Genomic DNA, 24,134 nt, shown 5'->3' on the forward strand with positions numbered 1-24,134 from the left:
AGTATGCAAAGCGGCGTAGAACAGGTAAAAGAAGTTATTGAAGAAACTATTTGGGGAAATATTCTCGAATTTTTCAAGATTACTCTTTTAAGTTTTGAAAGTGGTAATAACATTACAGTAGGGCTTATTCTTCTAGTAATAGCGGTATTTTTTACAACGAGTATTGTGTTGCGTGGAACACGGATGCTTCTCACCCGAAAAATGGGAGAATCTGATAAAAATAAATTTATAAGCATCTTCAAATTTATAAAATACCTCACTTATCTAATTGTTATAATTATTACGATAAGTTCTGCAGGTATAGATATTACAATACTTTTAACAGCCTCGGCAGCATTATTTGTTGGTTTAGGTTTAGCTTTGCAGGATCTTTTTCAGGATATTATTGGAGGTTTGTATATCATAGTAGATAAGACTTTATTGATTGGTGATATTGTAGAAATAGATGGAAAGGTAGGAAGAGTGATTGAAATCAAATTACGAACCGCCAGGGTTCTAACCAGAGATGACAAGGTGATGGTTATTCCCAATCATAAATTTATTACAGATATTGTTCTTAATTACACCCAAAATCATGAAGCTACCAGAGAATTTGTAAAAGTGGGTGTGGCATACGGAAGCGATACATTGAAGGTGAAAACTATATTATTGGAATGTGCAATGGATCAAACAGGCATTGTAAAAAAACCAGATCCATTTGTGCTTTTTGAAGACTTTGGGGATTCGGCTTTGATATTTGCGCTTCATTTTTTTGTAACCGATAGTTTTGTAGACCCTAAAATTAAAAGTCAGCTTCGGTTTAAGATCGATGAAAAATTTAGATTGAACAATATCAGCATTCCGTTTCCACAGCGAGATGTTCATATGTTTTACCCTAACAACCCAAATAAAATGAAATCCGTTGATGAATAGATTATTTTCACTGTTTTTTGTGCTCTTTTTTTTTACGATCGGTTTGGTCTCCTACGGTCAAAGCACAGACCTTGCGAGAATAGAATATACCTTCTTTCCGCAATCAAATTCAGATAATTCCTTCAGAAGATTTCGCAGTTTTATAAATTTTCCAATTAAACTGAACGATAATGGAGCCTATTTGGTTCCAGGAATTGACTATGAAAATATCAATTTAAAATATGAAGATCCGGCTCTTTTTGGAACCGAAGAACTGGAACGTTTTCAGTCCTTCACGTTCAGTCTGGGGTATACCTTTAAAATAAATGAACAATGGCGTTTCGGGACCGATGGAGGGGTCAAAGTGGCCTCTAATTTTGAACGAAGTGATATTATTGTAGACGATTTAATTTATACAGGAGGAGTTTATTTCATAAATATTAAGGAAGATGAGCGGTATGTGGAACCTGTGCGCCTTATCCTGGGACTGCATTATTCTACCACTTCCGGGATTCCTTTTCCTTTACCCATTATTAACTATTACAAACGCTTTCAGCCAAAATGGGCCTATGCCCTGGGTGTTCCAAAGACCAATTTGAAATATTATATAAACGAAAAAAATACCATTCAGGGGTTTGTAACTTTGGATGGTTTTTTTGCAAATATCCAGAAGAATTTTGATGTAGATCCTTCTAATATTGCCGCAAAAGCCCTTGCTGAAAATATTTCAATGACTATATTGCTTGCCGGAATAGGGTATGAACATAAATTCACCGATAATCTATCATTTTATTTGTATGCAGGACAAACTTTAATAAATAATATTAGGTTGAGGGACGATAAGCGGGAAAAGGTGTATATCATTAACGAAACAAATTCATTTTATGGCCGTGGAGGCTTAAAATTTAGCATATTATAATGGCAAAAATATTAGTTATAGAAGATGAGGCGTCCATACGCCGCGTGCTTATAAAGATTCTTTCTGAAGAAAACAATTCTTACCATGTTGATGAAGCAGAAGATGGATTGGCAGGGATAGAAAAATTAAAAGAGGAGGATTTTGATCTAATTCTTTGTGATATAAAAATGCCAAAAATGGATGGTATTGAAGTATTGGAAGCGATCAAAAAAATTAAACCCGAAATTCCCGTGGTGATGATTTCCGGTCATGGAGACCTGGATACCGCGGTAAATACCATGAAATTGGGTGCTTTCGATTATATCTCAAAACCACCGGATTTAAACAGGTTGCTTAACACTGTGCGCAATGCACTGGATAGAAAAGAACTTGTAGTTGAAAACACCCGCCTTAAAAAGAAGGTGAGTAAAAACTATGAGATGATAGGTAATTCCACCGAGATTACCAGGATCAAGGAGATCATCGAAAAAGTTGCACCTACAGATGCCCGTGTTCTTATCATGGGACCAAATGGAACCGGAAAAGAACTTGTTGCGCATTGGATACATCAAAAAAGCCAACGATCTAATGGACCAATGGTAGAGGTAAACTGTGCAGCAATCCCTTCAGAATTGATAGAAAGTGAATTGTTTGGACACGTTAAAGGGGCATTTACCTCTGCGGTGAAAGACCGGGCGGGGAAATTTGAGGCTGCAAACGGAGGAACAATTTTTCTGGATGAAATAGGGGATATGAGCCTCTCGGCACAAGCAAAAGTTTTACGCGCATTGCAGGAGAACAAAGTTTCCAGAGTGGGAAGCGATAAAGATATTAAAGTGGATGTTCGGGTGATTGCTGCTACCAATAAAGACCTTAAAAAAGAAATCGAGGAAAAGAAGTTTAGGGAAGATCTATTTCACAGGCTCGCAGTAATTTTAATTCAAGTTCCGCCATTAAATGAACGCCGTGAAGATATCCCCTTGCTTGTTGAGTTTTTTGCACAAAAGATCGCAGAAGAGCAAGGCAACAATAAAAAAGAGTTCACCCAGGGTGCAATCAATCTTCTGAAAGAATATGATTGGACGGGAAATATCCGCGAATTGCGGAATGTGGTAGAACGTCTTATAATTTTGGGTGGAAATAAAGTTACCGAAGAAGACGTGAAACTCTTTGCCAGCAAAGCCTAAACAGGTCATTTTCAAATAGACCTGGTCTATTGCCACTGTTTTTTTCCTACTTCTTGAGTGCCGACGGGATATATCTTAGGAAATACATGGTATCTCCGCTGGGATGTTTCCATTCATTGAAAAGTTCAAATCCAAATCTTTGATAGACAATGGAATTTTGTCGCATTCGTGTTTCGGCATATAACGGAAGGTTGTATTCTACTGCCTGACGGTAAAATTCATCTTTCATCTCTTTTCCCGTCTGGGTATCTGCTCCCCGCGCATCTGCCAGAATCCCCCAGAACCAGCAATATAAATACTCTCCTTCTTTAGGGCGTTGATTTTTAATGTATTTCTGGATTTTTAAAATATTCATCGCCTTTTTAAAGCCAGTAACATTAATTAAAAGGCCGAGTTGTTCGGGAATCTCTGACCAAAAATTATCATCCTTGCTACTTGTTTTAAACAAGATAGCGATCCCTTTTTGGTTTTCAGAAATTATAAGTGCGTCTTTTTTAATAGCCTTTTCTACCATATGTGTGGCCAGGTAATGAAAACGTTTGTCTTTTTTAGAGTCGTCCTTAACGATCTCCATAGAGGTAGGGATTTCTTTCAATAAAAGCGCAACCTGTTTTATAATTTCTTCTTTTTTCAAGATGATTTGATTTAACTGCGAATATAAAAAATTATATCTTTTTAAGTTGTGTATCTTTAAGATCAAAATTATTTTCCGGAAATTAACCAGACCCAAAATTGGCGCAACTCCAATAAATTTACGGTAATTTCTTCAGGTAAAACCTGGAAAACATTAAAAATCAAACCTTGCTCACAGATGAAAAAACCGAATTCAAAACAATTTTTAGCTTCCGGAAAAATAGATCTAAAGGATTTTCCAACCTCGTTCTCCCTTGGTGTAAAGGAAAAAACAATCGAAAAGAAACTTGAAAAAATTCGGGTGAAACTTGCCGATTGGCAGGATGTGCTTTACGCCCATGGCAAATATTCGGTTTTGGTATGTTTACAGGGCATGGATACCTCCGGAAAAGATAGCCTGATACGAGAGGTTTTCAAGGATTTAAATGCCCGTGGAGTCGTGGTACATAGTTTTAAAGTTCCCTCTTCACTAGAATTGAAACACGATTTCTTATGGAGACATTACATCGCATTGCCGGCCAGGGGAAAATTTGGTGTTTTTAACCGGACACATTATGAAAATGTGCTCGTTACCCGGGTACGTCCTGAATATATTCTGAATGAAAACCTGCCTGATATTAATGAGGTGGCAGATATAACCGAGGATTTCTGGGAAAAACGATTTGAGGACATCAGGAATTTTGAGAAGCATATATCCCGGAATGGAACTATTATTTTTAAGTTCTTTTTAAATATTTCAAAAGAAGAACAACGGCAACGCCTGTTGCGAAGGTTGGATAAGCCAAGTAAAAATTGGAAATTTTCCCCGGGCGACCTTAAAGAACGGAAATTATGGGATGAATACAGGGGATATTATGAGGATGCTATTTCCCGGACTTCCTTTCCTCATGCTCCCTGGTATATTATCCCTTCCAACGATAAGACCACTGCCAGATATCTAACGGCAAAAATCATTCTTGAAGAACTAGTTAAATATAAAGACGTTCAGGAACCGGATTTGTCTCCCGATATTTTAAAAAACCTTTCTGAATATAGAGAGCAACTTGAGAAGGAATATGAACCTTAAAAGATTGCTTTAATCCTGCGAAATTTGTTATTTAGCTTTTATATTTAAATTCCCCATTTACCAATGAAAATAGTATCACTTCTTTTTTTGTTTATTAGTTGTTCCTTTTCTTCAATCGCACAGTCTACAAAAGGTATTGAAGATTCCCTGAAACTTCGAACCGTTTTTGATATGGCTTTGCTTAATGGGCAGGCTTATAACTGGCTGGACCATTTGTCAAATGAAATAGGACCCAGGCTTTCAGGATCATCAAACGCTCAGCGGGCAGTGGAATATACTAAAAAGGAATTGGAAAAACTCGGACTTGATAGCGTTTGGCTGCAACCTGTGATGGTTCCAAAATGGGTTAGGGGAGCCAAGGAATATGCTTATGTGGAGTCAACTCCCGGCAGCACAAGAGATATCAACATTACCGCTTTGGGAGGATCTGTGGCTACTCCAAACGGAGGTACAAAAGCAGAGGTTCTGGAAGTGCAGGGTATTGAAGATCTGGAAAGGTATGGAGAGGAACAGGTAAAAGGGAAGATCGTTTTTTATAACCGGCCTATGAGAGCAGATTTAATCAATACTTTTGAAGCCTACGGAGGTTGTGTAGATCAGCGCTATTCCGGAGCGGCGGAAGCTGCCAAATATGGTGCAGTAGGTGTGATCGTACGATCTTTGAACCTGCGGCTGGATGATTTTCCACATACCGGTACTATGAGCTATGGGGAACTTCCTGTTTCTCAAAGGATTCCTGCTGCTGCAATAAGCACCAATGATGCTGAATATTTAAGCGGACTTTTAAAGATTCAAAAAGATATAAAACTATATTTTAAACTGAATTCGGAGCAATTTCAAGATGTTTTGTCTTATAATGTAATTGGAGAAATTACCGGAAGTGAATTTCCGGAAGAGATCATTGTGGTAGGGGGACATCTTGATTCCTGGGATCTGGGAGATGGTTCACATGATGATGGTGCTGGAGTGGTGCAATCCATGGAGGTACTACGGCTTTTGAAAGAAATAGGATTAAAGCCAAAACGCAGCATCCGGGTGGTATTATTTATGAATGAGGAAAACGGTCTTCGCGGAGGAAATAAATATGCTGAGGTGGCAAAAGAAAAGAATGAAAATCACATTTTTGCCTTAGAAAGTGATGCCGGTGGATTCACTCCCAGAGGTTTTTCCTTCGAAGCCGATGATGCACAATTTGCACAAATAACAAGCTGGAACGAGTTGTTTAAGCCATATCTTATTCATCAGTTCGACAGAGGCGGAAGCGGAGCCGATATTGGTCCGTTGCGAGGAGGAACTACTGTTCTGGCCGGATTGCGTCCAGATTCTCAGCGGTATTTTGATCATCACCATTCAGACAATGACACTTTTGAACATATCAACAAAAGGGAACTGGAACTTGGTGCTGCTACCATGACTTCGCTTATTTACCTGGTAGATAAATATGGAATAAAAGGAATTCCTGTAGATAGGGAACCAAAATTTTAAAGAAGAAGCTATTCGAAAAAGGGCTGTTTTTTGTCGGGTTGAAATTGTTTCAGCTTAAATTGGATTTTGATATTCAAGAAACCTCCTCCTGAAATAAATTTAGGATTAAGTTTCGTCAATTATCAGAAAGTTTTTTTGCATTATAAAACTTCGCTGCGTAAGGTCTCATGACCTCGCGCCTCCGGCAATTTCGAAAGAAACCGGGAATCATCTTGAAGTCTCCTGACTACTTATCACACTCTTGTTGTAACATCATCCCGCTCACTTATAGTAGGGATTCTTCCTAGCCCAAAAGCTCGTTCAGAATGACAAAAAGAGAGGAAGGGCTCATTCAGAATCGCAAATGCCTAAGAAAAAAATTAAAATGGATTTCAATTTCTCCACATGCAAATCCTGTTATCTTTGCAGCTTAAAATTTAAGAATTGCAATTAGTAGCCTACACCAGAGAATTTCAGAAAAATCTTCATATCGCCTTTCCCGTCATGATGGGGCAACTGGGACATGTACTTGTTAGCCTGGTAGATAATTTGATGATAGGTCAATTGGGAGCTGCACCTTTGGCTGCGGTATCCCTTGGAAACAGCCTCGTTTTTATTGCGCTTTCCCTGGGAATAGGATTTTCCTTTGCAATCACCCCACTTATTGCCGAGGCGGATGGTGCCGGGGATATTGAAAAGGGAAGAAGTTATTTTCATCACGGAATTATGATGTGTGCCGTAAGCGGGATTTTTTTATTTCTGGTACTCTTGCTGGCAAAGCCTGTTTTATATCAATTAAACCAACCGCCGGAAGTGGTGGATCTCGCCATTCCATATCTTGAAATTGTGGCTTTTTCAATGATCCCGCTTATGATATTCCAGGCATATAAGCAATTTGCCGACGGACTTTCACAAACCAAATATTCCATGTACGCCATCCTTATCTCCAATGTGGTGAATGTGATCTTTAATTATCTACTTATCTATGGAATCTGGATTTTTCCAAGGCTGGAACTTCGGGGAGCGGCAATAGGTACTCTAATTTCCCGGTTTTTTATGTTGTGGTTCATTTGGGAGATCCTTCGCAGAAAGAAAAAGTTTAGAAAGTATTTTATTTGGAGTAAAAAGGAGCTTCTTAAAATATCAATTTTCAAACGCCTTGTGGCTCTTGGATTTCCCACGGCTTTACAAATGTTTTTTGAGGTAGCAATCTTTGCAGGAACAATCCTTCTGGCAGGAACCCTGGGTACCAATCCGCAGGCGGCAAATCAAATAGCCCTTAACCTGGCTTCTATGACCTATATGATCGCGGTTGGACTGGGAGTTACAGCAACAATAAGGGTAGGAAATCAGAAGGGATTGAAAAATTATAAGGATTTAAGGCGAATCGCACTTTCTACTTTCTTGTTGGTGTTTTTGATTGAGGCCCTATTTGCACTTGGATTTATTTTATTAAAAGACTGGTTGCCAACGCTATATATTGACAATAGCGAAGTGATCATTCTGGCGGCTCAATTGTTGATTATTGCAGCATTATTTCAGTTAAGTGATGGTTTACAGGTAGTGATTCTGGGAGCTTTAAGAGGGCTGCAGGATGTGAAGATCCCAACGCTTATTTGTTTTATCGCCTATTGGATCATAGGATTTCCGGTTTCTATTTATTTTGGAAAAGCAGATAAACTCGGGAGCATGGGAATCTGGCTGGGATTGCTGGTAGGATTATCTGCTTCTGCTATATTATTGTATTTTCGTTTTAATTATTTAAGCAGAAAATTAATTCAGAAGGAAGATCTCGTTTTAGCTGCAGCTACTTCAGCAACCGAAAATTAAAGCAAATTCTGCTCCAACGGCATTGATATTTTTTAATTTTGATCCAAAAGTAATAGTTGATAATCAGGAATTAAAAAAATATCAGTCACGAGTATACTAAAGAAAAATAATATCATATTTAATAAATAAACAGTAAGAAACTATGGATTTCCCAAAATTCCTTTTAGGTGATAACACCGATTATCCCGATGCTATTTTTGTAATACATACAGAATATCCCCGGTTTATAATCAATCTTGAAAACGATGATGTAGAATGGCTGGAAGATTTTGATCAAAGTGATGAAAAAGAATTGGCAACTCTTGCAGAAGATTTGATTACTGAAGCCAGTGAATTCTATGACAGGGAAGTTTCCCGTTATGACGAGTAATGTATGATTGAAAGAATTCTCGAGTTAGATACGAAGTTATTCCTGTATTTAAATAATCTAGGAAATCCTTCCTGGGATTGGTTTTGGTTATTGATCACGGATAAATGGACGGCAATTCCCCTTTATGCGCTGTTATTGTATCTTATTTTTAAAAGGTATGGGGTGAAAGGAACCATAATTTCAATGGTTATGGTCGCTTTATTAATAACCTGTACAGATCAACTTGCTAATGTCTTTAAACACGCATTCGAGCGTCCAAGACCTTGCAGGCAGGAAGGCGTCATGGAATATGCAAGATATATTGCGGTACGCTGCGGGCGGTTTGGATATTTCTCTGCTCATGCCTCCAGTACTTTTGCATTAGCGATCTTTGTAGGGCTCATCTTGAAGAAAGCCTATCCTAAATTGATCTATGTGATGCTTTTTTGGGCGCTGGTGGTTAGTTACAGCCGCATCTATGTTGGGGTTCACTACCCACTCGATGTGATTACCGGGATGTTAATAGGTGCTTCCTTAGGATATCTTTTATACCTGTTACAGGTCTATTTAATACGAAGATTTAAAGTTACTTTTTCCTAGCGATATAAAAATCCCTCATCAATCTTGAATTGCTCCCTTTAGAAATAGTTGGATTGAGATCCAGGGTCCCCCGGAACTCCAATTTGTAATTTTTAAATGCTTCTTTCCGGTCTTTATCGTCATTAGCTATCAATACCCCGAATTTTTCTCCCGCCATGCTTATGTCTTCCGGGCTGTCTATAATAGGGATAGGTTTGCCATATTCCCAAATCAACTCTGGAAGCATCCCTGTGGCATCATATAATTTCACATTTTCTTTAGCCTGTATATCCTTTAGATTGGAGATATTAGGGGTATTTCTGGCTGGATCTATCAATCTTGTAAAGGGAAATCCAAGGAGGATAATAAGAAGTATCATCGTTGCCTGCAAACAGAATAGCAGCCTTATTTTGGATTTTATCATTCCGTAGATAAACAATGCGCCAAGAGCGATCATACCGAGGCTAAAACTAGCAAAAACGACGCTTTTTTCCAGAATTACCTCTCCCAATGTATAGTAAAGAATTGCCGGAGCAGCAAAAGCTATAAGAGCAAGTAGTATGAAGTTTAGATACACAGGAAAGCGTTCTAATTTACTAAAATTCAGCTTAAAATTCTTTATGACAACCTCCACATAAAAAGCGGTGGTAACGGCCAGCGGAATTAATACCGGCAATAAATAACGGCTTTTCTTTTCAGGGATTATGGATAGCAGAATTACAGAGATGAGGGTCCATAAAAGATAAAATTTATAGGCTTTTAAATTGGAGACTTTTCCTTTCAAATACCAGTAAAATAAACCCAGCAATGCCGGTATTGTCCAGATGCCGCTTTGGGTGAAAAAACTCCAGTAATACCATATTGGCCGGACGTTATAATTAAACCAGCGGGAGCTTTCCTGGGCTGCGATTTCGGTAAATGCCGCAGGGTCATAATAATGCACATAAACCGTCCACCATGAGCCTGAAATAAGGCCGGTAAGAATAAAGATCAGGTATAATTTCCATTTTCCCCCAGGTTGTTTAAATTTGTAAATCACCCCATAGCTTATAAGAAAAGGAAGAAATAAGGCATAGAGCGAAACCGGCCCTTTGCTCATAAGAGAGGCTCCAAAGAAAAGGCCGGCAACCAAGGCATGCAGGATGTTATTTTTTTCTGAAGTTAGCATCAGTACAAAAAAGTAGCAACAAGCCACCATAAAGCTGTGGGTAAAAATATCCCATTGCCCGTCTCTTCCGGAAAATAAAATATAAAAGGAAGTCATCAATATCAAACTCGATCCAAAGGCAAATGATTTTTTAATATTGAGCCGAAGCTGAAGTTTATAAAAAATCACTACCAGAAATATTGAAGTTAAAGCGGCTGGCAACCTATAAGCAAACAGATTTTCCAACCCTAACAACCCGGCCGAAATCGCGGTCAGCCAGGTGGGAAGCGGTGGTTTTTCATACCGTGGGAGCTCATTCATCGTGGTGAAGATCCAGTTTCCATGTGTAAGCATTTCCCGAGCAGCAATAAAATTGCGGGCCTCCATGATATTTACAAACAAGGCATCGAGATTTACTAAAAAAAGCAATAACCCAAATAGGATTAGCAAGGGTAAATACGGTAAGTTCCTGGAATTATATTTTGGCATATTTTCGGATTATAATAATATTTCTGATATAGATAAAACTTCCCATAATATGACCTATAAATAAAACCGGATCTCTTCGAAAAATCGCATATAGCAGAATAAGCAAGGATCCGGTTATGCTTAAAACCCAAAAACCCATTGGAAGTACAGATTCTTTAATTTTTTCTGAATAGATCCATTGATAAATAAAGCGAAAATTAAAAATTATTTGCGCTGCTACCCCCAGGGTTAATAACCAAAATGGAATTGCTTCATTGAAAAAAAGTTTTTGTAGGTCGTAGGTGCTATTATTGTATGAATAAATAACGATCAGTACAGGGAATAGAAATAAAAATATTTGAAAAAATTTAGGGAACCTTTTCCATTCTCCCTGTAATTGTAGATTGCGAATATAGATAAAGTAGGTAAGTGCCTGACCAAGCATTATAGAAAAATCATCTCTTAAATAGCCATAAACAAAAAGAAGGAACGAAGCGATTAGGCTAAGTTTCCAAAACATGGAAGGGGTTAATACTTTCTTGTGTTTTTCAGAAATAAACCATTGTATAATCAGTCTGCTGGAAAACAATAGTTGTGCTGCAAATCCTATGCTATAAATTTGCCAGCTACTCATCTTTTTTTATCACTTTGTAGTTAAAATTACTTATAAACATCCATAAAAGTGGAAAATAATTTTCTAACAGATCTTTTGAATTATGAGTGCCGGATTTTAAAGAGGTACTTAAATCCTTATATTTCATGTAAAGCGGGATATTTTTCGTGAATTCGTAGTTCATAGAACATTATGATAATCTTTGTAAATGTAATTATAGATAAATGTCTGTAGCATATATCATTATAGATTAAGGAAATATTTTCAAAATGATCCAAACTTATAGCTTACTGCCGGAACGGCATTTACCGGATCTCAGGATATTCTTCTTTCGCATATTTTGAGCGCTTACTTCAGGTAAATGATTGTAGTAAGGTTAATAGAGTTTTTTTTCTTTAATATTATAGCGTATATAGGTCTTTTTCATCCAAATATATCCAAAGCAATCTATAAGGGGACCCAGGAACCTGTTTTTAAATGAGTATTTGGAAACGCCTTCCAGCCGTGGATAGTGGGGGATGGGTACTTCCTTTATCTTTCCTTGCTGTAAAAGTATCATGGCGGGAATAAATCGCTGAAGTCCTGAAAACATTGGAATTTGTTTGGCGTAATGACTGTCTATCACCTTTAACGGGCACCCGGAATCGTGAATTTGATCCTGGATTAAAAGTCCGCGTATCCCATTTCCTATTAAGGAAGAAATCTTTTTGATGCCGGTATCTTTCCGGTCTTTTCGCCAGCCGGTTACGAGTTGATATTCTTTGGTGAACGGGAATAATTTTTCAAAATCTTCAGGATGGGTCTGTAAGTCGGCATCCATATATCCTACAAGTGGAGATTTTACCGCTTCAAAACCTGCTTTGAGGGCAGCGCCTTTTCCGGAGTTTTCAGAAAATATAATTGAATAAATATGTTCATTTCGGTTGGAAATTTCCCGGATTAGCGCTGTGCTTCCATCAGAAGATCCATCATCGATTAGAATAGCACATGTTTGGCGGGATGCCTTTTGAAAATAAGCGTTCAAAAGTTGCTCTAATCTATTCAAATTGCCCAGTTCATTGTATACCGGGACAATTATGGTAAAATCATAATTCATTATGCAAGTTTAGTAAAAGTTTGGCTGCTGCAAAGGGGGTAGTTTCATTATTTTCAATCGCAGTTAATTGGTCTTTTAGAGCCTTTTTAATTTGTGGATCCTGATAAAATCGCTGCTTTAAATGTTCGTTGATCGTTTGTAACAGCCAGAATTTATTTTGTTCGTGCCTGTTCTTTTCAAAGAATTCGTTCTTTTTAGTGAGCTTTTTATATTCATTGATCATCTCCCAAACCTCGCTTATACCGGTATTGTCTAAAGCACTGCAAAGGGAAACTTTGGGTTGCCAGGTGCTTGCCTTAGGCGGATATAAATGCAGTGCCCTGTTAAATTCGAGGCGTGCCTCCCGGGCAGCTTTCAGGTTATCACCATCGGCTTTGTTAATCACGATGGCATCGGCCATTTCAATAATTCCACGCTTTATTCCCTGCAATTCATCTCCGGCCCCGGCTAATTTCAGAAGAAGGAAAAAATCGGTCATACTATGTACGGTTGTTTCGCTCTGTCCAACCCCAACGGTTTCTATCAAAATTACATCAAAACCTGCTGCTTCACATAGAATTATGCTTTCCCGGGTTTTTCTTGCAACCCCTCCCAATGAATCTCCGGATGGGGAGGGCCTGATGAATGCATTTTCCTCGGTAACCAGGTTTTCCATACGGGTCTTATCTCCCATAATACTTCCATGAGAAACAGAGCTGCTTGGGTCTACGGCCAAAACTGCCACTTTCTTTCCCAATTTCACCAGCAAGCTACCAAAGGCTTCAATGAAAGTGCTCTTTCCAACCCCCGGAACTCCGGTAATACCAATTCTAATAGATTTATGGGCATATGGAAGGCAGGATTCTATGAGTTTTTCTGCTCTTTGCTGATGTGAGGACTGATTGCTTTCCACAAGCGTGATACCTCTTCCAAGCGCGGTTTTATTTCCGGAAATCAACAAATCTTTAAGCTCTTCATCTGAAAATTGCCTTTTTCGGGAAGCTTTGATCTTCTGAATAGAATCTGCGTTTACATGAGGCAAAGCAGGAGTGCTTTTTGATTGATGCAGGGCAGATTTACTGGAGGATTTGGTCAAAAGTGATACTTTATTTAGGACAAATTTATGAATAGTTGTGTTGATAGCCTCTTGTTAAGATAGTATATTTCGAAAACTATATAAAGTTAAACAAAAATAAATAAGATGAAGACATTGTACAAAGCTAAGGTTACCACAACAGGAGGCCGGGAAGGTCACCTGAAAAGTGATGATGGCGTTCTTGATATGAAACTAAGTATGCCTAAAGGTTTGGGTGGAAAAGGAGAGAAACACACCAATCCCGAACAACTTTTTGCAGCCGGATATTCTGCCTGTTACGGTAGTGCTTTACAGGTGGTTGCTAAAAAACACAAAGTAGATCTTGGAGATTTTAATGTAACCGCAACTGTTGGGATTGGAAAAACAGAAGAAGATGATTTGCAATTATCGGTTATTTTGGATACCTATATCCCGAACATTGATATTGAAACCGGAGAAAAACTGGTAAATGAGGCGCATGAGATCTGCCCTTATTCCAGAGCTACCAGAGATAATGTGGATGTTACCCTTAACCTTATGTTGGACGAGGAATAACAAATCTGTTATTAGGATTAATTTGACAAAAGAAGCGCGCTCTGTGCTTCTTTTGTTGTTTTTATAGGTACCTCAATTTTGGTGGTGTCCCAGGCAAGATTGAGAAAAACAAGTTCGTTATATTTTTCAAAATAGATACTAAACTGCTCCAGGGTATCCTTAAGTTTTAAGGTTGGAGCCTCCAGGATTAAAACGTCAAATTGAGGATCCCGATATGCCTTGCCATCCAGATCGATTCCCCAGGGGTACATTTGGGAATTGAAGATTAACTTCCATGAATCTTCCATAGGAATGGTCCACAAGGTATATTTTCCAGGCTTTAAAACAGAACCATCAACCAAAAGTTCTTCATTGGTTAAAAATGTTGTGGCCTCATTGGCACCCGTTCTCCAAACTTCTCCATAGGGGACCAATCCCCCAAAAATTTCCCGCTCTTTCTTGGATGGCCTGTTATAAAAAATCTCAAGTTCCAGGGATTCGTCCTGATAGACAACCGTTTCCTCCGGACTATGCGCTTTAACAGCATATTCCTTAAAAAATAAGGCGCCCAAAATTATTATTAGGACAATCCCGGCAATCTTTAATATCAATTTATATCTTTTATTCATTTTCTAAATCTTTGTTCAACAATCACTTAAATTCCAAAAGTATGCCAAATCTTTCAGGATCTAAGATATCGTATTTGATCTTCGTTTAATCCTTCATTGAGGGTTTAATTCCCGGAGGCCTGCCCGTACCGGTCGGGCGGGCTTGCCCCGAGGTTCTTGATTTTTAATTGATATAAATTAATTGAGTAATTTTTGCAACAGAAGGATATTTTTATCGTCTTTTAATAAACCAGCTAACCAAAACCTTGTTTTTCCATGGATCTGATTATAGAAAAATGCCGGGCCAATGACAGGAGAGCACAATTGGAGCTCTATAACCGCTACAGTGCAGGAATGTTCATAGTTGCCCTTAGATTTTTGAAAGATCCTTTTGAAGCTGAAGATGCGATGCAGGAAGCCTTTATAAAAACTTTTCTAAAACTGCATCAGTACAATGGAGATGTGGCATTTGGAGCCTGGCTAAAGCGGATTGTGATCAATAAATGCATAGATAAGCTGAAGTCAAAAAAGATGGAGCTGGTAGCTTTAAATGAGCATATAATAGGTACTGTGGAGGAAGATGAGGATTGGCAGGTCGAAGACGGAATTAGCATTCAGGAAGTGAAACAAAGCATAGATTCATTACCGGAAAGATATAAATATCCCTTGATTTTATATCTCATAGAAGGTTATGATCATGAAGAGATCTCAGAGATCTTATCTATCACTCAGGTAGCTTCACGTACCCTGATCCATCGGGGGAAAAGAAAATTACAAGACGAATTAAAAAAAAATAAAAATGGCACAGGATATTAGGGAACTATTCAAAAATGATGATTTCCAATCAACCGAGAAATTGAACAAGGGTCACCAAAAACGCTTTGAGTCAAAACTGGAGAAAGAATTGCCTCAAGCAACCAGAGGAAGCTTTTATTTTTACCGGAAGATCGCTGTGGTACTCATAGTTGCTTTAGGAGTGGGACTTTTCTTCTGGAATACTCCAGGAGATCCTGGAAATGAAATTCCTCTGGTCAATACTTTGAAAGAGAAAGATTCCCTGAAGGAAATTCAGGAAAATGGATTTCAGTTAAGTGATATTTCTCCGGAATTTAAGAAGATCGAGACTTATTATCTGGCCGGCATAAATTTAGAGCTGGCCAATCTCGGAATCAATAATGACAATAAAGCACTTATAGATGCCTTTATGCTGGAGCTTGAAGAACTCGATAAAGAATATCAACGACTTAATGCAGAGTTGAATGAAACCGGCCCTAATGAGCAAACTATTGAAGCTATGGTATCCAACTTACAACTTAGACTCGACTTGTTACGCAGGTTAAAAATCAAATTAAACGAAATCAAAAAATCTAAAACCAATAGTTATGAAGACCTTAAGGCTTAATTTCTCTATAATATTGTTGCTCCTTGCGTGTGCAACGACATTTTCACAATCCAAAAAACTTGAAAAAACCTATAACACCAATAAAGATGTTAAGGTAAATATCGACTCACGGTATACAAGGGTTATTGTAGAACATTGGGATAAAGATCAGGTTGTAATAGAGGCACTGCTGGATTCAGGAAACCTTACTCCAGAGGAAGCTAAAATGCAACTGAAATCCTGGAATCTGGAAACTTCCGGAGATCTTCGCGAAGTGAGTATTACTTCGGGCGGTGGAGTTTCCTGGAGCGAGGAAATGGATATGGCCGGAATGGGCGATTTTATGGGGAATCTACAACAATTGATCGCTCCCATAATGACCGAAATGGTCGCTCCAATGCTGGAAAATCTTGCAGCAAATCCACCACTCCCTCCAGATTTTGCCGCTAAAATGGGAAATCTTCATTTCGATTATGAAGCATATCAAAAGGATGGTGAAAAGTATATGAAAAAATGGGAAAAAAAGGTGGAAACCAATTTCGGAAAGGACTTTGAGAAGTCCATGGAGAAATGGGCTGCGCAGTTTGAGAAGAATGCTGCAGTCTGGGAAAAAAATGTAGAAAGCCAAATGGCCTTAAACGAAGGGAAATTCGAAGAGCAAATGGAACATTGGGCAGAGAATTTTGGTTCGAAAATGGAGCAATTAGGAGAAAATATAGCAAGGGGAATGGAGTTTAAGGAAAATTCTGTTGCTCCAAAAAATCCAAATTCCAGGAATCCCAGAAATACGGTTCGTACGCTCAGGATAAAAGTCCCTGCCAATGCCAATTTAAATTTGGAAATACGGCATGGGGAGGTTAAACTAGGCCAACGTACGAGCAACCTGAAAGCCAATATTTCTCACAGTAAATTTTCAGCAGATATAATAGATGGCGAGAATACGGAGGTAAAAGTATCGTATTCACCAATTACTGTTTCCCAATGGAATTACGGGGTTTTGAATACCAGTTATGTTCAGGATTGTGTGATTAAGAAAGCTAAAAGTATTAAGCTGAATTCTAACTCCAGCGATGTGAATATAGCGGAGATCACAGAAATTGGTATCTTATCCGGGACTTTTGGCGAGCTAAACATTGGGAAACTTCATCCGGATTTTAAAAATCTTGATGTTACGCTTAAAAATAGCGATTTAAGGCTTTCAATCCCTGATGCCGCCCTAAATTTTAACTACAAAGGAACTCAAAGCAGTATAGAGTATCCAAAGGTTGCCACGGTGAAAGCAACCAAATCTTACGACGACCAAATGTTGAACGGTTTTTATAAATCTACTAACGGAAAAAGAAGTATTTCCATTAACGCAAGTTTTAGTAAAATTGAAATAAAATAAGTTATTTTTGAAAAAAAGAACTTATGCCTAATACCAGATTTTCCGATTTTATAAAAGAATGTTTCACAGACTTCACGCCTGTTTTAGATACGAAATTTAAGCAGGCGGATTATGTGCATATCGACTTGTCTGAAGTAAGCAAGGAATTAAAGAACATTAAAATTCCTTCCTCTGGTGAAATTAAAAAAGGTATTGAGCAGTTTTTATCCAAAAAGAAAGCAAAAGTTGCCTTTGGCGGTTATAATGAAAAAAGGAATTTTTACGAGCGGAGCATTATTTTCAACGATGATAAAACAGCATCCCCTAGAAATATCCATATTGGTTTAGATCTTTGGAGCGAAGCCGGAACAGCTGTTTTAGCACCCCTGGATGGAACAGTTCACAGTTTTCAGGATAATGAGGGGCTGGGGAATTACGGGCCTACTATTATTTTAGAACATATTATAGGGGAACGGACTTTTTATACGCTTTACGGGCACTTAACCCGGAAATCTATTAAAAATCTGTGCTTTGGACAAATTGTGGAAGCAGGAGATAAAATAGCGGAACTGGGATCTACCAAAGTGAACGGAGATTATGCACCGCACCTTCATTTTCAAATAATTCAAGATTTACAGGGATGGAGTGGAGATTATCCCGGAGTGGCAGCCAAAGAAGATCTTGATCTTTACCTTAAAAATTGCCCCGATCCGAATTTATTATTGAAGATTCATTAGAATTTTTCTCTTGAAAAAAGTGAAAAATAAAGTGAGAGATTCTATTCCTTATTAGTGCGTATTATCCATGCTACAATAGCTGAAGTTACTACTCCCATTACCAGTGCCCAGGAAGTTCCCTGTATAATGTAGGATGTTAAATTGAATAAAGCTTCGGCATCATTGCGGTTCATCCTATTGTTTTCAGTACTATACTCGATTATGTTGCTAAAATATTCTGGACTTATAACTTGGTGTGTGATATAAAGTGAAAGCGGCGTAAGCAAAGCTATGATAACGGTAACCAGTATTCCCGAAACAAATCCCTGGCGCCAGGTGATCAATCCTTCATAGAAATTTTTTCGTTTATCCCTCAATGCCAGAAAATAGATCAGGATAGCCAAAATTCCGAAGAGATTGGTGTAAAGTGGATGTTTTGCTATGTTCTCCGAATGCCATCCCATTGCTTTTTCAAAAACCATCCATAATAATCCAACGATCGTAAAAATTAGTGCCCATTTAATTTCGATTCGGTAATTCTTCATTGATGTTATTATTTTTCAGAAGCTAAAATAAGTTAAATTTTCATTCAAAAGAGTATAGTAAGCGTAAGAGGCCGTCTAAAAAATGTTTTTAGACGGCCTCTTAATTAAATCAATATGTTTTAAAACTATTCCTGAGTTCCTGTTAAAACCCAATCTCCTTTTTCAATAAGAGGAATAGCCTGTTTGTATTTCATGGATTTGTTTTCCCCGGTCATTACATTTTTCAATGTAACCTTATCGTTTCTACCAATTTTGGCATGTTCCCGTACTATGGTTTCGGTTACCTGCGGCCGTTGCTGCTGGCGTTGTCCTGCAGCACGGCTTTGTGCCGCCCGCTCATCCAAATTCTGGATCTCCTCTTTATTGGTTTCTACTTTTTCCCTTTGTTTAGGCTGCCGTGCTTCCTGGATATTGGAAGTGTTGCCTTCTGGGATTTCGCCTTTGAATAAAAAGGAAATCACATCTTTGTTTACCTTATCCAGCATCACTTTAAATAATTCAAAAGCTTCAAATTTATAGATCAATAAAGGATCTTTTTGCTCGTGAACGGCCAGCTGTACGCTTTGTTTTAATTCATCCATCTTACGCAAATGCGTTTTCCAGGACTCATCAATGATAGCAAGGGTTATATTTTTCTCAAAATCTTTTGTGAGTTGCTTTCCTTCAGATTCATAAGCTTTTTCAAGATTTGTAACTACCTGAAGGCTCTTGTTTCCATCTGTAAAAGGAACTGCGATCCTTTCAAAGTTATTGGATGGATCTTCATAAACCTGCTTGATAATAGGAAAGGCAAGTTTGGAAGTACGCTCCATTTTTTGCTGATAATGCTCATAAGCTGCCTTGTAAACTTTCCCGGCGATGGCCTGAACACTCATTTTCTCGAATTCCTCTTCGGAAACAGGGGAACTCATAGAAAAATATCGGATGAGTTCAAATTCAAAATTCTTATAATCTGTACCAACCTTATTGTTTTCTGTGATCACTTCGGAAGTGTCATAGATCATATTGGCGATATCCACTTTCAATCGGTCGCCAAATAATGCATGGTAACGACGCTTGTAGATCACCTCTCTTTGGGCGTTCATCACATCATCGTATTCCAGCAAACGCTTACGAACTCCAAAGTTGTTTTCCTCCACTTTTTTCTGGGCCCGCTCAATAGACTTGGAAATCATGGAATGTTGGATCACTTCCCCTTCTTCAAGACCCATACGGTCCATGAGTTTGGCAATCCTTTCCGATCCGAATAAACGCATCAGGTTGTCTTCCAATGAGACAAAGAATTGGGAACTTCCCGGATCTCCCTGGCGACCCGCCCTACCACGTAACTGCCTGTCCACACGTCTGGAATCGTGTCTTTCTGTACCTACAATGGCCAGACCGCCGGCTTCCTTAACTTCTTTACTTAATTTAATATCCGTACCCCTACCTGCCATGTTGGTGGCGATGGTAACGATTCCCGATTGTCCTGCCTGGGCAACGATATCGGCTTCTTTTTTATGCAGTTTTGCGTTCAATACGTTATGAGGAACATTCCGAAGCTTAAGCATCCTGCTCAGCAATTCTGAAATTTCCACGGAGGTAGTACCAATAAGAACCGGTCTTCCGGCATTTGAAAGTTCTGTAACCTGATCGATTACCGCATTGAATTTTTCTCGTTTTGTTTTATAAACCAGGTCTTCCTTGTCCTGTCTTGCGATAGGGCGGTTGGTAGGAATTTCTACCACATCCAGTTTATAGATCTCCCAAAGTTCACCCGCTTCTGTTACTGCGGTACCCGTCATCCCCGAAAGTTTTCTGTACATTCTGAAATAATTCTGAAGGGTAACAGTGGCAAAAGTTTGAGTGGCATCCTCGATCTTTACATTTTCCTTCGCCTCGATAGCCTGATGCAATCCATCGCTGTAACGACGCCCTTCCATAATACGTCCGGTTTGTTCATCTACAATCTTTACCTTGTTCTCTATAACAACATATTCGGTGTCTTTTTCAAACAGCGTGTAGGCTTTTAAGAGTTGTCTCATGGTGTGTATACGTTCGCTTTTTATGCTGTATTCACGGAATAACTCTTCTTTATCCTCGGCTTCTTTTTCTTTTTCAAGGCCTTTATTTTCAATTTTGGCAATTTCCATCCCAATTTCCGGCATCACAAAGAAATCCGGATCTTCTTTTCCGGAAAGGAATTCAATTCCCTTATCTGTAAGATCTATTTGATTGTTCTTTTCTTCAATTACAAAATACAGCTCCTCATCAACCTTAGGCATTTCACGGTTGTTGTCTGCCATATACTGATTTTCAGTTTTTTGAAGCAGTTGTTTTATTCCTTCTTCACTCAAGAACTTTATGAGTGCTTTGTTTTTTGGTAAACCTCTAAATACTCTCAGCAACTGTAATCCACCTTCCTTGGTGTTCCCGGCAGCGATAAGTTTCTTGGCTTCGGCTAAAATTTTTGTAAGATGTTGTCGCTGAACTTCAACAATATTTGCAATTGCCGGTTTCAGAACTTCAAATTCATGAATATCCCCTTTTGGAATTGGTCCGGAAATAATCAACGGAGTACGTGCATCATCCACCAAAACCGAATCCACCTCATCTACGATAGCGTAATTATGTGGGCGTTGTACAAGGTCATCAGGTGCATGGGACATATTGTCCCTCAAATAATCAAATCCAAATTCGTTATTTGTACCATAGGTGATATCTGCATTATACGCTTTTCTTCGGGCAGCAGAGTTTGGTCTGTGGTAATCGATACAATCTATCGTAAGACCGTGAAATTGAAAAATGGGTGCCATCCAGGCGCTATCCCTTTTTGCAAGGTAATCGTTCACAGTAACAAGGTGTACACCTTTCCCGGTTAGTGCGTTAAGATACATTGGTAATGTTGCAACAAGGGTTTTACCTTCCCCTGTTTGCATCTCTGCGATCTTTCCCTGGTGCATCGCCACCCCACCAATAAGCTGAACATCGTAATGTATCATATCCCAGGTGATGGGTTTTCCGGCGGCATCCCAGGAATTATTCCAAATTGCGTGATCTCCATCAAGGTTAACGTAATCCTTCTCTGCTGAAATTTCCCGGTCGAAAGCACTTGCTGTTACCTTTAGCTGGGGGTTATGAAAGAATCGTTTCGCAGTTTCTTTAACCGTTGCAAAAGCATCGGGCAGGATCTCATTTAGAACCGCTTCAGAAATGCCGTACATCTTATCCTTCAAAGAATCAATTTCAGCATAGATATCCTCATTCCGGGTGATGTCATTAGAAGCATCGGCCTCTTTGGTAAGGCTTTCAATTTTCTCTTTTATTTCCCGTGTAGCTTCGGTGATCTTATTCTTAAAAAAAGTTGTTTTTTCACGGAGTTCGTCAAGGCTAAGCGCTTCATATTCCTTTTCAAGTGCTTTGATCTTCTCCACGATGGGCTGTAATTCACTGACGTCTTTTTTGGATTTATCGCCAACAAATACTTTTAGTACAGAATCTAAAAAACTCATAGTTTTTTTGTGTTTTATAAAGTTCAAATGTAAGCAAAAAAAAGGCCTCAAATTTGAGACCTTTTAATATTTGCTTTATGCTTTTTTAATATTCATCCTCGTTCCAAAGATAGTCTTCATCGGTAGGATAATCGGGCCAAATTTCTTCAATTGAATCATACGAATCACCTTCATCTTCAATAGACTGAAGGTTTTCCACTACTTCCAACGGAGCACCTGTCCGGATGGCATAGTCAATCAATTCATCTTTTGTTGCCGGCCAGGGGGCATCGCTAAGGTAGGATGCAAGTTCTAAAGTCCAATACATTGATTAATCAGGTTTTAATTTTTGCAAAAATAATTTTTTTATGCTAATAGGCAAGTAAAAAATCTATTATTTCACCAATAATTTTAAGAACATAATCTAAATTGTTAAAATCAGATTAATTAAAGACAATCCAGAGGCAGCAAAAAGGTCTTTATATTCCTTTTTCGGGAATCCATTTCACCTCAATTGCGTTTAAGTCTTTGGACAATTTCCGTGCCAGCACAAAGAGGTAATCGCTCAAACGATTCAAATATTTTAATACCAGTTCGCTAAAAGGGCTTATTTCATAAAGCGCTGTAGCCATACGCTCTGCGCGACGGCAGACGCAGCGTGCTATGTGACAGAATGACACTGCTGGATGACCCCCAGGCAATACGAAATGAGTCATTTCAGGTAAAACTTCATTCATTTTATCCATTTCATTTTCTAATAGCAAAATATCCTCTTCGGAAATTTCAGGAATGTTAAGGCGCTTTTTGCCACTTTTTAAGGTGGCTTTTTCGGGTTCGGTGGCCATAGTAGATCCTATGGTAAATAAACGGTCCTGTATCCTATTCAGGATTTCACGGGTTTCCGGTTGTATTTCCTGGTCTTTAACCAATCCTATATGGGAGTTGAGTTCATCTACGGTTCCGTAGCTCTCTATCCGGATATGATGTTTGGGAACGCGGGTTCCGCTAAAAAGTGAAGTTGTGCCTTTGTCCCCGGTTTTTGTATATATTTTCATCTGTATATTTTATTGCTTTTCTGCTTCTTTTGCTCAAAGATAGAAAATAGCCGGCAGATATGAAGGTTCGTAAAACTTATGCTTTTCCGGGTAGGAACTAAACCAATGTTCGGTTGAAAAAAGATTAACAGCGGGTAAGGAATTTGGGCTGCTTTTAATGCCTAGTGAAGGGGTAGAGATTTTTTCATTGATTGAACCTGCGGCAGTCATTTTAATAACCAGGTCTTTTCAATTGTTACTCTTCTTTTTTCCCCGCTTTTGGAGAGGATCTTTAGTGCGCTTCCGCTCCAGGTAGCGTTTCCTGAAATTCTGATTTTTGCGGTCTTTTCTAATTTGTTTTAATCTACTGCTGTTCCAAATAAAATAAATAACGGCTATGGCGATAAGGGCTAAATAGATCCAGGTTTCCTGATCAAAATCTATCATTGTGAGATGAATTTTATCTAAGATAAGAAAAGTTTGCCAAATTGCAGGAAAGGGTGATTATGGAACTATGATTTCCTTTTTTTCGTCGCTTTCAATAACTCCATCCCTTAGTCGAATGATCCGGTGTGCGTGCCTAGCGACTTCTTCCTCGTGAGTTACCAGGATCACGGTGTTTCCGGCTGCGTGGATCTCATCGAATAAATGCATGATTTCCAAAGAGGTAATAGAATCCAGGTTTCCGGTAGGTTCATCGGCAAGAATGATGGAAGGTTTGTTAACCAGGGCGCGGCCAACTGCAACCCTTTGTCGCTGCCCTCCGGAAAGCTGATTGGGTTTGTGATCCATCCTGTCTGCCAGGCCAACGTTTGTCAATACTTCTTTTGCGCGTTCGGTACGGGCAGATTTGGATGCTCCGGCATACACCATTGGTAAAGCCACATTTTCCAGGGCGGTGGTGCGGGGCAGGAGGTTAAAGGTTTGAAATACAAAACCAATTTCTTTGTTCCTAATTTCAGCCAGTTCATCATCACTCATTTTACTCACATCATTTCCATTCAGAATATAGCTTCCTGAAGTTGGGGTATCCAGGCACCCCAGTAAATTCATCAGCGTAGATTTTCCTGAACCCGACGGTCCCATAAAAGCAACATATTCCCCACGTTCAATATCCAGATTAATTCCCTTTAAAACTTTGATGATCTCATGCCCAAGAGGAAAATCCCTGGTGATAGTTCGTAATTCAATAACCTTGCTCATAT

25 protein-coding genes are annotated in these 24,134 nt (G+C 38.8%); 13 read left to right on the forward strand and 12 right to left on the reverse strand.

The window, feature by feature from the left end:
- The first annotated feature begins 3 nt into the window (after positions 1–3).
- Genes GILLI_RS14845 through GILLI_RS14855 form a run of 3 tightly spaced genes read left to right on the forward strand, consistent with a single transcriptional unit; the run spans position 4 to position 2,976 of the window.
- Positions 4–912 (forward strand): mechanosensitive ion channel family protein, encoded by a 909-nt coding sequence (locus GILLI_RS14845; RefSeq protein ID WP_006989937.1) that lies wholly within the window; start codon positions 4–6, stop codon positions 910–912.
- Positions 905–1,810, forward strand: coding sequence for a DUF6268 family outer membrane beta-barrel protein (locus GILLI_RS14850; RefSeq protein ID WP_006989938.1), 906 nt, complete (start codon positions 905–907; stop codon positions 1,808–1,810). The genes GILLI_RS14845 and GILLI_RS14850 overlap by 8 nt, the downstream gene beginning before the upstream one ends.
- Positions 1,810–2,976, forward strand: a complete 1,167-nt coding sequence (locus GILLI_RS14855; RefSeq protein ID WP_006989939.1) for a sigma-54-dependent transcriptional regulator — start codon at positions 1,810–1,812, stop codon at positions 2,974–2,976. The genes GILLI_RS14850 and GILLI_RS14855 overlap by 1 nt, the downstream gene beginning before the upstream one ends.
- 46 nt (positions 2,977–3,022) lie before the next feature.
- Here GILLI_RS14855 and GILLI_RS14860 read toward each other — a convergent pair whose 3' ends face one another.
- Complete coding sequence (locus GILLI_RS14860; RefSeq protein WP_006989940.1) at positions 3,023–3,610, reverse strand: hypothetical protein; 588 nt, start codon at positions 3,608–3,610, stop codon at positions 3,023–3,025.
- Between the two features lie 177 nt (positions 3,611–3,787).
- Between GILLI_RS14860 and GILLI_RS14865 the strand changes: the two genes are divergently transcribed.
- From GILLI_RS14865 to GILLI_RS14885, 5 genes are all read left to right on the forward strand, one after another.
- Positions 3,788–4,675, forward strand: a complete 888-nt coding sequence (locus GILLI_RS14865; protein ID WP_006989941.1) for a PPK2 family polyphosphate kinase — start codon at positions 3,788–3,790, stop codon at positions 4,673–4,675.
- A 63-nt stretch (positions 4,676–4,738) separates the two neighbouring features.
- Positions 4,739–6,160, forward strand: coding sequence for a M20/M25/M40 family metallo-hydrolase (locus tag GILLI_RS14870; protein ID WP_006989942.1), 1,422 nt, complete (start codon positions 4,739–4,741; stop codon positions 6,158–6,160).
- A 423-nt stretch (positions 6,161–6,583) separates the two neighbouring features.
- The gene (locus tag GILLI_RS14875) at positions 6,584–7,969 is read left to right on the forward strand and encodes an MATE family efflux transporter (protein WP_006989943.1); all 1,386 of its coding nucleotides are present in this window, start codon (positions 6,584–6,586) and stop codon (positions 7,967–7,969) included.
- Positions 7,970–8,111: 142 nt separating this feature from the next.
- Positions 8,112–8,339: a hypothetical protein gene (locus GILLI_RS14880; RefSeq protein ID WP_006989944.1), complete on the forward strand. Its 228-nt coding sequence runs from the start codon at positions 8,112–8,114 to the stop codon at positions 8,337–8,339.
- Positions 8,340–8,342: 3 nt separating this feature from the next.
- A complete protein-coding gene (locus tag GILLI_RS14885; protein WP_006989945.1) occupies positions 8,343–8,918 on the forward strand; it encodes a phosphatase PAP2 family protein in 576 nt (191 codons plus the stop codon).
- Here GILLI_RS14885 and GILLI_RS14890 read toward each other — a convergent pair.
- The 4 genes from GILLI_RS14890 to meaB all read right to left on the reverse strand — a co-directional run bounded on the left by GILLI_RS14890 (position 8,905) and on the right by meaB (position 13,296).
- The gene (locus GILLI_RS14890) at positions 8,905–10,533 is read right to left on the reverse strand and encodes an ArnT family glycosyltransferase (protein ID WP_006989946.1); all 1,629 of its coding nucleotides are present in this window, start codon (positions 10,531–10,533) and stop codon (positions 8,905–8,907) included. The two genes, GILLI_RS14885 and GILLI_RS14890, sit on opposite strands and share 14 nt — an antisense overlap.
- Positions 10,520–11,146, reverse strand: a complete 627-nt coding sequence (locus GILLI_RS14895; protein WP_006989947.1) for a lipid-A-disaccharide synthase N-terminal domain-containing protein — start codon at positions 11,144–11,146, stop codon at positions 10,520–10,522. Before GILLI_RS14895 ends, GILLI_RS14890 begins: the two co-directional genes overlap by 14 nt.
- 355 nt (positions 11,147–11,501) lie before the next feature.
- On the reverse strand, positions 11,502–12,221 hold the full coding sequence (locus GILLI_RS14900; RefSeq protein ID WP_006989949.1) for a glycosyltransferase family 2 protein: 720 nt from the start codon (positions 12,219–12,221) through the stop codon (positions 11,502–11,504).
- On the reverse strand, positions 12,211–13,296 hold the full coding sequence (meaB, locus tag GILLI_RS14905; RefSeq protein WP_006989950.1) for a methylmalonyl Co-A mutase-associated GTPase MeaB: 1,086 nt from the start codon (positions 13,294–13,296) through the stop codon (positions 12,211–12,213). Before meaB ends, GILLI_RS14900 begins: the two co-directional genes overlap by 11 nt.
- A 105-nt stretch (positions 13,297–13,401) precedes the next feature.
- Here meaB and GILLI_RS14910 point away from each other — a divergent pair, with 105 nt between their 5' ends.
- Positions 13,402–13,830, forward strand: a complete 429-nt coding sequence (locus GILLI_RS14910; protein ID WP_006989951.1) for an organic hydroperoxide resistance protein — start codon at positions 13,402–13,404, stop codon at positions 13,828–13,830.
- A gap of 17 nt (positions 13,831–13,847) precedes the next feature.
- On the opposite strand, the gene GILLI_RS14915 is transcribed toward GILLI_RS14910, so the two are convergent.
- A complete protein-coding gene (locus GILLI_RS14915) occupies positions 13,848–14,438 on the reverse strand; it encodes a DUF2911 domain-containing protein (RefSeq protein WP_006989952.1) in 591 nt (196 codons plus the stop codon).
- Between the two features lie 255 nt (positions 14,439–14,693).
- Here GILLI_RS14915 and GILLI_RS14920 point away from each other — a divergent pair, with 255 nt between their 5' ends.
- From GILLI_RS14920 to GILLI_RS14935, 4 genes are read left to right on the forward strand one after another with little or no spacing between them, the layout of a single operon-like run.
- Positions 14,694–15,233, forward strand: a complete 540-nt coding sequence (locus tag GILLI_RS14920; RefSeq protein ID WP_006989953.1) for an RNA polymerase sigma factor — start codon at positions 14,694–14,696, stop codon at positions 15,231–15,233.
- On the forward strand, positions 15,217–15,819 hold the full coding sequence (locus tag GILLI_RS14925) for a hypothetical protein (protein WP_006989954.1): 603 nt from the start codon (positions 15,217–15,219) through the stop codon (positions 15,817–15,819). Before GILLI_RS14920 ends, GILLI_RS14925 begins: the two co-directional genes overlap by 17 nt.
- Positions 15,800–17,185 (forward strand): hypothetical protein, encoded by a 1,386-nt coding sequence (locus tag GILLI_RS14930; protein ID WP_006989955.1) that lies wholly within the window; start codon positions 15,800–15,802, stop codon positions 17,183–17,185. Before GILLI_RS14925 ends, GILLI_RS14930 begins: the two co-directional genes overlap by 20 nt.
- Before the next feature lie 23 nt (positions 17,186–17,208).
- Positions 17,209–17,901, forward strand: coding sequence for a peptidoglycan DD-metalloendopeptidase family protein (locus tag GILLI_RS14935; protein ID WP_006989956.1), 693 nt, complete (start codon positions 17,209–17,211; stop codon positions 17,899–17,901).
- Between the two features lie 41 nt (positions 17,902–17,942).
- Here the strand turns inward: GILLI_RS14935 and GILLI_RS14940 are convergent, their stop codons facing one another.
- From GILLI_RS14940 to GILLI_RS14965, 6 genes are all read right to left on the reverse strand, one after another.
- A complete protein-coding gene (locus GILLI_RS14940; protein ID WP_006989957.1) occupies positions 17,943–18,425 on the reverse strand; it encodes a DUF4199 domain-containing protein in 483 nt (160 codons plus the stop codon).
- A gap of 125 nt (positions 18,426–18,550) precedes the next feature.
- Complete coding sequence (secA, locus tag GILLI_RS14945; protein ID WP_006989958.1) at positions 18,551–21,916, reverse strand: preprotein translocase subunit SecA; 3,366 nt, start codon at positions 21,914–21,916, stop codon at positions 18,551–18,553.
- An 85-nt stretch (positions 21,917–22,001) separates the two neighbouring features.
- On the reverse strand, positions 22,002–22,223 hold the full coding sequence (locus GILLI_RS14950; RefSeq protein ID WP_006989959.1) for a DUF2795 domain-containing protein: 222 nt from the start codon (positions 22,221–22,223) through the stop codon (positions 22,002–22,004).
- 151 nt (positions 22,224–22,374) lie between these two features.
- Positions 22,375–22,950: a cob(I)yrinic acid a,c-diamide adenosyltransferase gene (locus tag GILLI_RS14955; RefSeq protein ID WP_006989960.1), complete on the reverse strand. Its 576-nt coding sequence runs from the start codon at positions 22,948–22,950 to the stop codon at positions 22,375–22,377.
- Between the two features lie 228 nt (positions 22,951–23,178).
- A complete protein-coding gene (locus tag GILLI_RS14960; protein ID WP_006989961.1) occupies positions 23,179–23,376 on the reverse strand; it encodes a hypothetical protein in 198 nt (65 codons plus the stop codon).
- 57 nt (positions 23,377–23,433) lie between these two features.
- Positions 23,434–24,132 carry an ABC transporter ATP-binding protein gene (locus tag GILLI_RS14965; protein WP_006989962.1) on the reverse strand — a complete coding sequence of 233 codons (699 nt, stop codon included), beginning with the start codon at positions 24,130–24,132 and terminating at the stop codon, positions 23,434–23,436.
- Between the last annotated feature and the right edge of the window lie 2 nt (positions 24,133–24,134).

The organism is Gillisia limnaea DSM 15749, from assembly GCF_000243235.1.
Classification (GTDB): Bacteria; Bacteroidota; Bacteroidia; order Flavobacteriales; family Flavobacteriaceae; genus Gillisia; species Gillisia limnaea.